The 13427-nt window shown below is 53.1% G+C and carries 14 protein-coding genes; 10 read left to right on the top strand and 4 right to left on the bottom strand.

What is annotated here, in order from left to right:
* Positions 1 to 409: 409 nt before the first annotated feature.
* The 9 genes from lepA to L103DPR2_RS12035 all read left to right on the top strand — a co-directional run bounded on the left by lepA (position 410) and on the right by L103DPR2_RS12035 (position 8147).
* On the top strand, positions 410 to 2218 hold the full coding sequence (gene lepA / locus L103DPR2_RS12075; RefSeq protein ID WP_055361310.1) for a translation elongation factor 4: 1809 nt from the start codon (positions 410 to 412) through the stop codon (positions 2216 to 2218).
* Entirely contained in the window at positions 2218 to 3183 is a 966-nt protein-coding gene (lepB, locus tag L103DPR2_RS12070; protein WP_055361309.1) for a signal peptidase I, read from the top strand. The genes lepA and lepB overlap by 1 nt, the downstream gene beginning before the upstream one ends.
* Before the next feature lie 91 nt (positions 3184 to 3274).
* Positions 3275 to 3928: a ribonuclease III gene (gene rnc, locus L103DPR2_RS12065; RefSeq protein ID WP_055361308.1), complete on the top strand. Its 654-nt coding sequence runs from the start codon at positions 3275 to 3277 to the stop codon at positions 3926 to 3928.
* Positions 3925 to 4839 (top strand): GTPase Era, encoded by a 915-nt coding sequence (gene era, locus L103DPR2_RS12060; protein WP_055361307.1) that lies wholly within the window; start codon positions 3925 to 3927, stop codon positions 4837 to 4839. Before rnc ends, era begins: the two co-directional genes overlap by 4 nt.
* Positions 4840 to 4851: 12 nt before the next feature.
* Positions 4852 to 5607, top strand: a complete 756-nt coding sequence (gene recO, locus L103DPR2_RS12055; RefSeq protein ID WP_055361306.1) for a DNA repair protein RecO — start codon at positions 4852 to 4854, stop codon at positions 5605 to 5607.
* A 7-nt stretch (positions 5608 to 5614) separates the two neighbouring features.
* Positions 5615 to 6361, top strand: coding sequence for a pyridoxine 5'-phosphate synthase (locus L103DPR2_RS12050; protein WP_055361305.1), 747 nt, complete (start codon positions 5615 to 5617; stop codon positions 6359 to 6361).
* A 13-nt stretch (positions 6362 to 6374) separates the two neighbouring features.
* The gene (gene acpS / locus L103DPR2_RS12045) at positions 6375 to 6770 is read left to right on the top strand and encodes a holo-ACP synthase (RefSeq protein WP_055361304.1); all 396 of its coding nucleotides are present in this window, start codon (positions 6375 to 6377) and stop codon (positions 6768 to 6770) included.
* A complete protein-coding gene (nagZ, locus tag L103DPR2_RS12040; protein ID WP_055361303.1) occupies positions 6767 to 7849 on the top strand; it encodes a beta-N-acetylhexosaminidase in 1083 nt (360 codons plus the stop codon). Before acpS ends, nagZ begins: the two co-directional genes overlap by 4 nt.
* 1 nt (position 7850) lies before the next feature.
* Positions 7851 to 8147, top strand: coding sequence for a hypothetical protein (locus L103DPR2_RS12035; protein ID WP_055361302.1), 297 nt, complete (start codon positions 7851 to 7853; stop codon positions 8145 to 8147).
* A 34-nt stretch (positions 8148 to 8181) separates the two neighbouring features.
* Here the strand turns inward: L103DPR2_RS12035 and lysS are convergent, their stop codons facing one another.
* Complete coding sequence (gene lysS / locus L103DPR2_RS12030; protein ID WP_055361301.1) at positions 8182 to 9732, bottom strand: lysine--tRNA ligase; 1551 nt, start codon at positions 9730 to 9732, stop codon at positions 8182 to 8184.
* Positions 9733 to 9849: 117 nt separating this feature from the next.
* Between lysS and L103DPR2_RS12025 the strand changes: the two genes are divergently transcribed.
* On the top strand, positions 9850 to 10395 hold the full coding sequence (locus L103DPR2_RS12025; protein ID WP_055361300.1) for a YggT family protein: 546 nt from the start codon (positions 9850 to 9852) through the stop codon (positions 10393 to 10395).
* 35 nt (positions 10396 to 10430) lie between these two features.
* On the opposite strand, the gene accD is transcribed toward L103DPR2_RS12025, so the two are convergent.
* From accD to trpB, 3 genes are read right to left on the bottom strand one after another with little or no spacing between them, the layout of a single operon-like run.
* Positions 10431 to 11303, bottom strand: coding sequence for an acetyl-CoA carboxylase, carboxyltransferase subunit beta (gene accD, locus L103DPR2_RS12020; RefSeq protein ID WP_055361299.1), 873 nt, complete (start codon positions 11301 to 11303; stop codon positions 10431 to 10433).
* Positions 11304 to 11325: 22 nt separating this feature from the next.
* Positions 11326 to 12135: a tryptophan synthase subunit alpha gene (gene trpA, locus L103DPR2_RS12015; RefSeq protein WP_055361298.1), complete on the bottom strand. Its 810-nt coding sequence runs from the start codon at positions 12133 to 12135 to the stop codon at positions 11326 to 11328.
* Positions 12132 to 13427 carry a tryptophan synthase subunit beta gene (trpB, locus tag L103DPR2_RS12010; RefSeq protein ID WP_055362021.1) on the bottom strand — a complete coding sequence of 432 codons (1296 nt, stop codon included), beginning with the start codon at positions 13425 to 13427 and terminating at the stop codon, positions 12132 to 12134. The genes trpA and trpB overlap by 4 nt, the downstream gene beginning before the upstream one ends.

Here is a 13427-nt window from a genome sequence, read left to right as displayed (position 1 = left end):
AATTTAAAAATATTTTTTAGGTTTGTATTCACTAACTTTTTAAGGCTCTGTTTGTCAAAAATGGTTAAAATCTGAGCACTTGAACCAAGATTCATGGCGAAAAAAGCAGGAGTGTGTTCACGATGTGGGATGTCCCACATCAGTCCACCGGTGATCCACAGAACACCCACAAGTTATTCATAAAAGCCCAAGCTAAATTGTGAATAACTTGTTAATAAGTTTTCTGTTGCGAGCTTGCAACGACCTGCAAAGAGCGATTTTGAGGCTGTACGTGTCTGGCTTTTTGCCTACAATGAAGTCCCAACTATCGCAGTTGCCATTGATTGTTGGTTCAGGGCGCGTCCTCATTCGACGCGCCCTTTTTTCTTGTCTAGTCCTTTGAATCTCAAACACTTGTAGCTGGTCCTTGATGAATCACATCAGAAATTTCTCCATCATTGCGCACATCGATCATGGCAAATCGACGCTTGCCGATCGCCTGATTCAACGTTGCGGTGGTTTGCAAGAACGTGAAATGGAAGCGCAAGTTCTCGACTCCATGGACATCGAAAAAGAACGCGGCATTACCATCAAAGCGCAGACAGCTTCGCTGCAATACAAAGCCAAAGACGGCCAAATTTACAACCTCAATTTGATCGACACACCAGGTCACGTTGACTTCTCTTATGAGGTTTCACGCTCCTTGTCGGCCTGTGAAGGTGCATTGCTGGTGGTCGATGCCAGCCAAGGTGTGGAAGCTCAAACCGTTGCCAATTGCTACACCGCACTCGACCTGGGTGTCGAGGTGGTGCCTGTGCTCAACAAGATGGATTTGCCGCAAGCAGATCCAGAGAATGCCAAAGCGGAAGTCGAAGATGTGATCGGCATTGACGCCAGCGAGGCCATTCCGTGTTCTGCCAAAACGGGCATGGGCATCGAAGATATTTTGGAAGCCATCGTTGCCAAAATCCCAGCCCCCAAAGGCAATCCCAACGCGCCACTGCGCGCCATGATCGTCGACAGTTGGTTTGACACCTATGTGGGCGTGGTGATGTTGGTGCGCGTGGTCGACGGTCGTTTGGGCAAGGGCGAGCGTTTCAAGATGATGGCCACAGGGGCTGTGTATAACGCAGACACCATGGGTGTTTTCACGCCCGCCAATGAACCACGTGAGAGTCTCGAAGCAGGTCAAGTGGGTTACATCATTGCAGGCATCAAAGAATTGCAAGCGGCCAAAGTGGGTGACACCATCACACTTGAAAAGAAACTGCCCAACAATTTAGGACCTGCTGAACAAGCGCTTCCTGGTTTCAAAGAAATTCAGCCGCAAGTGTTTGCCGGTTTGTACCCCACCGAAGCCAATCAATACGATTCTTTGCGCGATGCCTTGGAGAAACTCAAACTCAACGATGCCTCTTTGCATTATGAGGCCGAGGTTTCTCAAGCCTTGGGATTTGGCTTCCGCTGCGGCTTCTTGGGTTTGTTGCACATGGAAATTGTGCAAGAGCGATTGGAGCGTGAATTTGACCAAGATCTGATTACCACGGCGCCCAGTGTGGTGTACGAAGTAGTCAAGGGCGATGGCGAAGTCATCATGGTCGAGAATCCCGCCAAAATGCCCGATCAGGGCAAGATGCAGGAGATCAGGGAGCCTATCGTCACGGTGCATTTGTACATGCCCCAAGACTATGTGGGCCCTGTCATGACATTGGCCAATCAAAAGCGTGGCGTGCAAATCAACATGGCTTACCACGGTCGCCAAGTCATGTTGACTTATGAAATGCCGTTGGGTGAGATCGTTTTGGACTTTTTCGACAAGCTGAAGTCCGTGTCGCGGGGCTACGCCTCCATGGACTATGAGTTCAAAGAGTACCGCGCCTCAGATGTTGTGAAGGTCGACATTTTGTTGAACGGCGACAAGGTGGACGCTTTGTCCATCATTGTGCACCGGACCCAAGCTGCCTACCGTGGCCGTGCGGTGGTCGCCAAAATGCGTGAAATCATTAGCCGCCAGATGTTCGATGTGGCCATTCAGGCGGCCATTGGTGCCAACATCATCGCTCGTGAAACCGTCAAGGCCTTGCGCAAAAACGTGTTGGCCAAGTGTTATGGTGGCGACATCACCCGCAAACGCAAATTGCTAGAGAAGCAAAAGGCAGGTAAAAAGCGGATGAAACAAATTGGCTCGGTTGAGGTGCCCCAAGAGGCATTCTTGGCCATCTTGCAGGTAGAAGATTGATGGAAGTTCTGACTGGATTTTTGCTGGCGGCTTTTTGTGGCTACGCTGGTTCTTGGTACTTTGGTTTGATCGAGGGCAATTTTGCTTTGCTCATGCTGATGGCGGTGGTCATCTCTGGCAGCTATTGGCTGGCTGAAAAATTCTATTTCTGGCCTCAGCGACTCAAAGCTGTCGAGCAACTTGACCGAGAAAAAGCAAAGCGCCACCAAGAACTTTCCAAGATGGGCATTGACCGTGTGGACACAGACACTGGAGAGGCACGCGACAGATTGCTCATGCAGCCTTGGTGGCTCGATTGGACAGCCGGTCTGTTTCCCGTCATTTTGGTTGTTTTTGTCCTGCGTTCCTTTTTGTTTGAGCCCTTCAAAATCCCATCGGGCTCCATGATTCCCACCTTATGGGTGGGCGACTTGATTTTGGTGAACAAGTTTCACTATGGCATTCGTTTGCCTGTGGCCAACATCAAAATCACTCAAGGTACCCCCGTGGCGAGAGGCGATGTGATGGTTTTCAGGTACCCACCACGCCCCAGCGTCGATTACATCAAGCGTGTCGTCGGTGTCCCAGGCGATGAAGTGGCTTATTTGAACAAGAAACTCAGCATCAATGGCAAGCCAGTGCCCACAGAAGCGCTTCCTGAGTTTTTTGATGAATCCGTCATGCGCTATTTCAAACAGTCTCAAGAAAAGCTGGGCGACAAAACGCACAATTTGATTGTGGACGACGATCGCCCTGCGTTCATTCCAGGTGCCGATGATTTTGCATTCCGAGACCGTTGCAATTACACCGTGGAGGGTGTTGTTTGCAAAGTACCCGAAGGCCATTACTTCATGATGGGCGACAATCGCGATAATTCTTTGGATTCTCGTTATTGGGGTTTTGTGCCCGATGCCAACATCGTGGGCAGGGCATTTTTTGTCTGGATGAATTTTGGCAATTTGGGCCGCATCGGCTCCTTCAATTGATTAAACCCTTGGGCAAGATCAGGTTTGCACATTTTTAAACATTGAACAGGTCAACAGTTTGAACGACGGTCTAATTCAGTTGCAAGTCCGCATGAACCACAACTTCAAAGACGTGGCTTTGCTTGAACGCGCAATTACGCATCGGAGTTTTTCAGCGGATCACAACGAACGTCTCGAATTTTTGGGCGATTCTGTCTTGAATTTGGCCGTGGCACACTTGCTGTTTGAGCAGTTGCGCGATTTGCCTGAAGGCGATTTGTCTCGTGTACGTGCCAATTTGGTCAAGCAAGAGACCTTGCACCAACTGGCGCTCAAACTCGAAATTCCGGCTTGCTTGAAGCTGGGTGAAGGTGAGTTGAAATCGGGTGGTCAACGCCGTCCTTCTATTCTGGCCGATGCCCTGGAAGCCTTGATTGGCGCCGTTTTCTTAGATGCTGGCTACGATGTGGCGGAAAAATGGGTACATGCTCTTTTTCAAAATGTCGAGATCACGCCGCAAATGCAAGCGGCAGCCAAAGACCCCAAAACAGAATTGCAAGAGTGGTTGCAAGGCCGTAAATTGCAGTTACCCCAATACAGTGTGGTGGCCACCTCAGGCGCCGCCCACCGTCAAATTTTCGATGTCGCTTGCGACATTCCCGAACTCAGTCTCTCACAACACGGCAGCGGTCCTTCGCGTCGTGCCGGTGAGCAAGCCGCGGCAGCTGCCATGCTTGAAATTTTGAAAGTCAAGGCACGCGGATGAACACTGAAACCAACCCCGCCCAACGTTGCGGTTTGGTGGCCATTGTGGGCAAGCCCAATGTGGGTAAATCCACTTTGCTCAATGCTTTGGTCGGTCAAAAAATCAGCATCACGTCACGCAAAGCGCAAACCACGCGCCACCGCATCACAGGCATTCGCACTGAAGGGGCGACGCAGTACGTGTTTGTCGACACACCCGGTTTTCAAACCCGTCACAACACGGCTTTGAATAAGTCTCTGAACAAAACTGTTCTCGGTGCTGTGGGCGATGTGGATTTGGTTTTGTTTGTGGTTGAAGCGGGCATGTTCAACACCGCCGATGCCAAAGTGTTGGCCTTGCTCAAGCCCAATGTGCCGGTTTTGTTGATTGCCAACAAGCTGGACGCCATCAATCGCCGCGAAGAATTGGCGCCTTGGCTCAAAGAAATGCAAGAGCGTCATCCGTTCACTGAGTTTGTGCCCATGTCGGCCAAAAACGCCAAGGACATTGAGCGTTTGATGGGCTACTGCGAGAAGTACCTACCCGAGCAAGCCTGGTGGTATGGCGAAGATGAACTGACTGACCGCAGCGAAAAGTTTTTGGCCAGCGAAATTGTTCGCGAAAAATTGTTCCGATTCACAGGTGATGAACTCCCTTACACCTCCACGGTGGTGATCGACAAGTTCGAAGAAGAACCCAGCCGCTCTGCCAATCGCATGATTCGCATTGCGGCCACCATTGTGGTCGAGCGCGAAGGCCACAAGGCCATGGTCATTGGCGACAAAGGCGAGCGTTTGAAGCGCATCGGAACCGAAGCGCGACAAGAGCTTGAAAAACTCATGGATGTCAAAGTGTTCATCGAGTTGTGGGTCAAGGTTCGCTCTGGCTGGGCCGACGACGAAGCGCGTGTTCGCTCCTTCGGTTACGAATAAAAAGCGCAGGCCATGGCCGCAGTCTTGAAACGAATTTCGGATGAGCCGGCCTATGTGCTGCACCGCTACGATTGGAGCGAGTCCAGTCTCATCCTCGAAGTATTCACGCGTCACCATGGACGTGTCGCTTTAGTGGCCAAGGGTGCCAAGAAGCCCAGTTCCTCGTTCAGGCCCGTCTTGCTGCCCCTTCAGGCCATTCAAGTGGCTTATGGCGGCGACGCAGACATTCGCACTTTGAAGTCGGCCGAGTGGGTGGGTGGTCATGTGATGCCCACTGGCGACGCCTTGCTCTCTGGGTATTACTTGAACGAGTTGCTTCTCAAATTGTTGGCGAGGGAAGATCCTCATCCTTTATTGTTCGACGCTTATGCAGCGACTGTGCGGGTCATGGCCACAGAGCCGGGCGAATTGCTTCAAGCCTCATTGCGCGTGTTTGAGCTTTTATTGCTGAGAGAAATTGGTTTGTTACCGAGTTTGAATTGCCAAACGCTCACCTTGGCCGACTTGGAAGAGACCCGTGACTATTGCTTGGTGCCAGAGGGTGGTTTGCGCTTGGCGCATCGCGATGACCGTCATGCATTGACGGGCGCTCAGTGGACAGCGCTTCAAACTGCCTTGGATGGGGCATCCGCTTTTACAAACACGCTACGTTTGAGTTTGGACATGCTGACGCCACTTCGCACCCAACTTCGCACCTTGCTCAATTACCATTGCGGTGTCGGCACTTTAAAGACCCGTCAAATGATGATCGACATTCAAAGTTTGTGAGCCCCTCATGACCCTTCATTCCAAAACGGCGCTGTCCGTCAACGTCAACAAAGTGGCCTTGCTTCGCAATTCGCGCCACTTGGGAATTCCCAGTGTCCTGAAAGCCGCACAAATGTGCTTAGAGGCTGGCGCACAAGGCATCACCATTCACCCGCGGCCCGACGAGCGCCACATTCGCGCAACAGACGTGGTGGAATTGGCAGAGTTGATGAAACGCTGGCCTGACCGGGAGTTCAACATTGAGGGCAATCCGTTTCATCAACTGATGGACTTTGTCAGAACGTATCGGCCTCACCAAGTGACCTTCGTGCCCGACAGCGAAGGCCAGTTCACCAGTGACCATGGGTGGTCCTTTCCGAAGGACGCAGCCCAGCTCAAACCTTTGATAGATGAATGCAAGTCCTTGGGTGTACGCGTCAGTTTGTTCATGGATCCTGAACCAGAGCAGATGCAAGCGGTGCAGCAAGTGGGTGCAGATCGCGTTGAACTTTATACGGAACCCTATGCCGCGACCTTTGGCTCATCCGCCAATGCAGCTTGTTTGGAAACGTATGTGGCCACAGCCAAAGCTGCCATGGCGCTGGGTTTGGGTGTCAATGCCGGCCATGATTTGAACCAGGACAACTTGCCAACATTTGCACAAGCAGTACCGGGCCTGTTGGAGGTTTCCATTGGTCACGCATTAATTGCTGATGCATTGGAAGTTGGCTATGGGGCCACTGTTCGCGGCTATTTGAAGGCCTTAGGCCGATAGCAGGAGCCAGGCCATGATTTACGGCATTGGGACCGACCTGTGTGACGTGAGGCGTATCCGAGCTAGCTTGGAGAAGCATGGTGATCGCTTTGCTCAAAAAGTCTTGAGTGACGCCGAATTTGTCACCTACAAAGCACGTGGCGCAAGGTGGCCAGAACGTGGCGTGCGCTATGTGGCAACTCGGTTTTCTGCCAAAGAGGCTTTTAGCAAAGCCATTGGCATGGGCATGAGAATGCCCATGACCTGGCGCTCTTGCGAAATTGGCAAACTGCCCTCTGGGCAACCCGTGATTATTTTGCATGGTGCCTTGAAAACGTGGTTTGAGTCCCAACATTTAAAAGCACACATCAGCGTGACGGACGAGGCGGATTACGCCGGTAGTTATTGCGTGGTGGAAAGAACGGCATGAACATTCAAGCACCACTCATCATTGACATTGAAGGTCACGCGCTCACAGCGCAAGACAAAAAGCGCCTGAAAAATCCTTTAACTGGCGGCATCATTTTGTTTGGCCGCAATTGGCAAAGTCGGCCGCAGCTCACAGCTTTGTGTGCTGAGATCAAAGCGGTACGAAAAGACTTGCTCATTTGCGTGGACCATGAGGGCGGCCGAGTGCAGCGCTTTAGAACTGATGGCTTTACGCATTTGCCAGCCATGCGTCGCTTGGGTGAGATGTGGTCACAAGATGGCAAGGGGCTTGAAGGCGAAGGCGTCTTGAAAGCCTGTCAGGCAGCCTCTGCTGTGGGTTACTTATTGGCAGCAGAGTTGCGTGCCTGTGGTGTGGATTTCAGTTTCACGCCGGTGCTCGATTTAGATTACAGCGAAAGCAGTGTCATTGGCGACCGCGCTTTCCACCGCGATCCCAGACATGTGAGCTTTTTGGCCAATAGCCTGATGCATGGTTTGCGGCGTGCTGGCATGGGCAACTGTGGCAAACACTTTCCGGGTCACGGCTATGTCAAGGCGGACTCCCATGTGGACATGCCCATCGACAAGCGCAGCCTCAAAGCCATTTTGAAAGGCGATGCCAAGCCTTATGAGTGGCTGACCAACGAATTGACGGCCGTGATGCCAGCCCATGTGATTTACCCCAAAATTGATTCACGACCTGCTGGTTTTTCTGCCACTTGGATTCAAGGTATTTTGCGAGAGCAGTTGGAATTTACAGGAGCTGTATTCAGTGATGATTTGTCCATGGCTGGGGCGCGAGTATTAGACGGTCAAGCCATCAGCTTCTCGCAAGGTGCCTTGGCTGCACTTCAGGCGGGTTGTGACTTGGCGTTGCTGTGCAATCAATCATTGAAGGGAAGCAAAGTCATCGACGAGGTCTTGGATGGCCTGGCAGAAGCCCAAGTGAAAGGCTGGTGGCAGCCTGATGAAGTCAGTGAAGCACGCCGTTTGGCACTGTTGCCTTCATCGCCTGCACTGGCTTGGGATGATTTGGTCCGCTCGGTCAATTACCAACAAGCCTTAGCCTGCTTGCCCTGATATGCAATTCGTTGCTTGGATTTTCAAAGTCTTCTTCAGTTTGCTGGGGCTGGTATTTGTGCTCGGCATGCTTTGCGTGTTGCTGTTCACTTTGTTGTTTGGCGCCCTGTGGTCCTTGGTGCGTGGCCGCAAGCCTGAAGTGGCTGTGGTGTGGCAACGTTACCAAGACATGGCCCGCAGCAAATCGCCATTTGGTGGCTGGGGCGTTGGCGCAAAAAATGATGCAGATGTGGTGGACGTAGAGGTCAAGGAAGTGCCAAATGTGGCACGCCCACAAGATCAGTTACCTAAGCATTGAAGTACATAAAAAATAGCGCCTGAGGCGCTATTTTTTATTCTTGTTCTCGCTTAAGTGCAGGGAATAAAATCACATCGCGAATGCTCGGGCTGTCAGTCAGCAGCATCATCAAGCGGTCAATGCCAATGCCGCAACCGCCAGCAGGTGGCATGCCGTATTCCAAGGCACGCACAAAGTCGTGGTCAAAGTACATGGCCTCATCGTCGCCGCTGTCTTTGGCATCCACTTGTGCTTGGAAGCGCGCCACTTGGTCTTCGGCGTCGTTCAACTCAGAGAAGCCGTTACCAAATTCACGGCCTGTGATGTAGAGCTCAAAACGCTCGGTCACTTCTGGGCGCTCATCGTTGGCGCGGGCCAAGGGGGAAATTTCGGTGGGGTGCTCCATGATGAACGTGGGCTCCCACAGTTTTTCTTCCACGGTTTCTTCGAAGTACAACACCTGCAAACCGGCCAATGATTTCTTAGACAGGTTGTTCTTGGCTTCACTCATGCCCAGCTTTTGCAGGGCTTGAGTGAGCCATGCCGCGTCGTCCACTTTGTCGCCAGCCTCAGTGTGTTTCACAATGGCTTCACGAATAGTGAGGCGTGCAAATGGCTTGGCCAAGTCGACCGGTTTGCCGGCATAGCTCAGTTGCAAATGGCCCACGGCATTCATGGCGGCATCGCGAATCAATTCTTCGGTAAAGCCCATCAAGTCTTGGTAGTTCCAATACGCCGCATAGAACTCCATCATGGTGAATTCGGGGTTGTGGCGAACGGAAATACCTTCGTTGCGGAAGTTGCGGTTGATTTCGAACACACGCTCAAAACCGCCCACCAGCAAACGCTTGAGATACAACTCTGGCGCAATGCGCAAGAACATTTCTTGGTCGAGTGCGTTGTGATGTGTGGCAAAGGGACGTGCATTGGCACCGCCAGGAATGGGGTGCAGCATGGGCGTTTCAACTTCTAGGAAGTTGTGCTTGACCATGAAGTCGCGAATGCCACTGACAGCTTTGCTGCGCGCCGTAAAGCGTTTGCGCGCGTCTTCGTCCATCATCAAGTCAACATAGCGTTGACGGTATTTGATTTCTTGATCGGCTACACCATGGAACTTGTCGGGCATAGGGCGCAAGCTCTTGGTGAGCATGCGAACACTGGAGGCATGCAATGACAGCTCGCCCATTTTGGTTTTGAACAAGTAGCCCTCAGCGGCCACGATGTCGCCCAAGTCCCAATGTTTGAAATCGTTGTAGGCTTCTTCACCAATGTCGTCGCGTGTGACATAAATTTGAAAACGACCGGTGGCATCTTGCAAGGTGGCAAAGCTGGCCTTGCCCATCACGCGCTTGAGCATCATGCGGCCAGCAATTTTGGCCTTCACAGGCGTGACGCCTTCGCCCTTTAAGGCCTCGGCTGCTTTCTCGCCGTGCGCCAGTGTGAGGGGCTCTGCACGGTCTTCAGGCTTGAAGTCATTGGGGAATGCCACGCCTTTGCCTTGGGCTTGCGCTTCACGCAGGGCTTTGAGTTTGCTGCGACGTTCTGCAATCAGCTGGTTCTCGTCAACGACGGGGGTGGTTTGATTTTCTGCTGGCGTGTCTGACATGAAGTGCACTTCGGTAGGGGGTGTTCAAAACCCGTAAAACGCTGAAGGTCAGCGCGAATCCGTTATTTTACGATTCCTTGGGGCTGCCGCTATCATCCACACACTCGGAGGACTTCTGTGTTTCTACAAATTGTCAATTTGATCTTGGATGTGGCCACTGGCTTGGTGGGCGGCGCATGTTTGATGCGCTTGGTGATGCAATGGCAGCGTTTGCCATTTCAGAACCCCATTGGACGCTTTGTCTTTGCGGTCACAGACTGGTTGGTCATGCCGCTACGGCGTGTACTGCCCGCTGTGGGGCGCTTGGATACTTCCAGTCTTGCGGCTGCATGGCTCATGAAACTCAGTCATGTCACCGCCATGTGGGTTCTGGGCGGCACCCAGGCCGCCTTTGTCGGGGTCTTGATTGCTAGCCTGTTTGGCGTGCTTCATTGGCTGGTTTCTGGCCTGAGCGCCATCATTTTGTTGTACGCCATCCTGTCTTGGGTGCAACCCAACAGTGGCAGCATGATGCTGTTGTCGCGCATCGTAGAGCCTTGGTTGGCACCCATCCGCAATGCCATTCCTCAACCGGGTGGCATCGACCTGTCGCCCTTGGTGCTGTTGGTCATTTTGCAAATTGCGGGCATGTTGCTCGCCGGCTTGCAATACGGCGGGTTTTAAGGGCAGCGGACGGCGTCCGCTGCTTCTGGGCAGGGTTAGCTGACCGCGTCGGCTGACTGGCGTGTCAGCATGGCCAAGGTGTTGGCCACAGTCATCTTCAATTCACGGCGATCGCAAATGAAGTCGATGGCACCTTTTTCTTGCAAAAACTCGGCGCGTTGGAAGCCTTCTGGCAGTGTTACTCGCACGGTGCTTTCAATCACGCGGGGACCAGCAAAGCCAATCAGGGCCTTGGGTTCGGCAATCACCACGTCGCCCATGAAGGCGAAGCCTGCAGACACGCCGCCCATGGTGGGGTCGGTCAATACGCTGATGTAAGGCAAGCCTTTTTTGGCCAAGCGAGTGAGGGCGGCATTGGTCTTGGCCATTTGCATCAAGGACAGCAAGCCCTCTTGCATGCGCGCACCACCCGTGGCCGTAAAACAGATGAAGGGAACTTTTTGTTCGATGGCGGTTTCAACACCGCGCACAAAACGCTCGCCAACGACGGAGCCCATGCTACCGCCCATGAAGTCAAATTCAAAACAAGCGGCCACCACGTTGATGCTGTGGATGGCGCCGCCCATGACCACCAAGGCGTCGGTTTCGCCGGTGTTGCTCATGGCTTCTTTGATGCGTTCGGGGTACTTGCGGCTGTCTTTGAATTTCAAAGCGTCGACGGGCACCACTTCTTGTCCAATTTCGTAGCGGCCTTCGTTGTCCAAAAAGTTGTTCAGACGGGCGCGGGCGCCAATGCGGTGGTGGTGACTGCAAGTGGGGCAAACGTTTTGGTTTTGCTCCAAGTCAGTTTTGTAAAGCACAGATTCGCACTGGGGGCACTTGATCCACAAGCCTTCTGGCACGCTGCGGCGGTCGGCCGGGTCGGTGTGCAGAATTTTGGGGGGAAGCAGTTTTTCGAGCCAACTCATGTCAAGGTCCTTATGGGTTGTTTCAGGCGTCCATGGCCTGACGAATGCCGCGCAAAAAGTCGCCAGCCACAGTGGCAACTTTATCGCGGGGTTCATTTTCTATCAATTGGATGATTTTGCTACCAATCACCACGGCATCGGCCACTTTGGCAATGGTTTGGGCTGTTTGGGCATCGCGAATGCCAAAACCAACGCCCACTGGGATGCTGACTTTTTGGCGAATGCGGGGCAACATGGCTTCCACTTCGTCCGTATTCAGTGCGCCGGAGCCTGTGACGCCTTTAAGCGACACGTAATACACGTAGCCACTGGCGACGTCGGCCACTTGCTGCATGCGCTGATCGGTGCTGGTAGGGGCCAACAAGAAAATCAGGTCCATGTTGTGGGCGCGCAGTTTGGCGGCAAATTCAACGCATTCTTCGGGCGGATAGTCCACTACCAAGACGCCGTCGATGCCAGCCGCTGAGGCGTCACGAATAAAGCCGTCTTTGCCGTGCTTCAGGTCATAGCGTTCAATGGGGTTGGCATAACCCATCAGCACCACGGGCGTGGAGGTGTTGGTTTGTCTAAAGGCTTTCACCATGTTAATGACATGGGTGGTGCCAATGCCAAATGCCAGGGCCTTGTCGCCTGCTTTTTGAATGACAGGGCCATCGGCGGAGGGGTCGCTAAAAGGCACGCCCAATTCGATCACGTCAGCGCCTGCTGCCACCATGGCATGCATCAATTCGGGTGTGACATCTGCAAAGGGAAAACCCGCTGTGACGTACGGAATGAGGGCCTGTCGACCCTTGGCTTTCAGTTGTTCGAAGGTGGCTTCAATGCGGCTCATTTGACGACTTTCACAAATTGCTCGCCCATGGGCAAACCACCTTTGACACCTTGGCCTTGGCAGCTGGGGCGGCAGTAGAAATCGGCTTGGCTCAGGTCGGCCACGGTGCCGATGTCTTTGTCGCCACGGCCTGATAAGTTGACCAAGATGGATTGATCGGGCTTCATGGTAGCGGCCAATTTTTTGGCATAGGCCACAGCATGACTGGACTCGAGGGCAGGGATGATGCCTTCGGTGCGGCACAAGTAATGGAACGCGTCCAGTGCTTCCTGGTCGGTGATGCCCACGTATTCAGCACGGCCAATGTCTTTCAGGAAGGCATGTTCTGGGCCCACGCCTGGATAGTCCAAGCCCGCGCTGATGCTGTGCGTTTCTGTAATTTGTCCGTTGTCGTCTTGCAAGATGTAGGTGCGGTTGCCGTGCAACACACCGGGGCTACCGCGCTGCAAAGAGGCAGAGTGTTTGCCGCTTTCTAAGCCTTCGCCCGCCGCTTCCACGCCAATGAGGCGTGTGTTCTTGTGGTTGATGTAGGGATAGAAAATACCCATGGCGTTGGAGCCGCCACCCACACACGCGATAACGGCATCGGGTTGTTGGCTGTGCAAACCGGTTTGCGCCAAAAGGGTCGGCATTTGCTCAAGGCATTCGTTACCAATCACGCTTTGGAAATCGCGAACCATCATGGGGTAGGGGTGTGGACCAGCCACGGTACCGATGATGTAGAAGGTGTTGTCGACATTGGCCACCCAGTCGCGCATGGCTTCGTTCAAGGCGTCTTTCAGGGTTTTGCTGCCTGATGTCACAGGCACCACAGTAGCGCCCAAGAGTTTCATGCGGTACACATTGGGGCTTTGACGTTTGACGTCTTCGGCACCCATGTACACCACGCACTCAAGTCCGTAGCGCGCGCAGATGGTGGCCGTTGCCACACCGTGTTGGCCAGCGCCGGTTTCGGCAATGATGCGCGGCTTGCCCATGCGCTTGGCCAACATGGCTTGACCTATGGTGTTGTTGATTTTGTGCGCGCCCGTGTGGTTCAGGTCTTCGCGCTTCAAATAGATTTGTGCACCACCCACTTCACGGCTCATGCGAGCAGCGTGATAGATGGGAGAGGGGCGGCCGACAAAGTGCGCCAATTCGTATTGGAACTCGGCCAAAAACGCAGGATCGTTTTGGTACTTGGCATAGGCCTCGCGCAATTCGAGGATGGCGTGTGTCAGAGTTTCGCTGACAAAACTGCCGCCAAAAATGCCAAAGTGGCCAGAGGCATCGGGTTGTTGGTAATTGGACAT

Source organism: Limnohabitans sp. 103DPR2 (assembly GCF_001412575.1).
GTDB lineage: Bacteria > Pseudomonadota > Gammaproteobacteria > Burkholderiales > Burkholderiaceae_C > Limnohabitans_A.
This window is presented reverse-complemented; position numbering and strand designations above follow the sequence as displayed.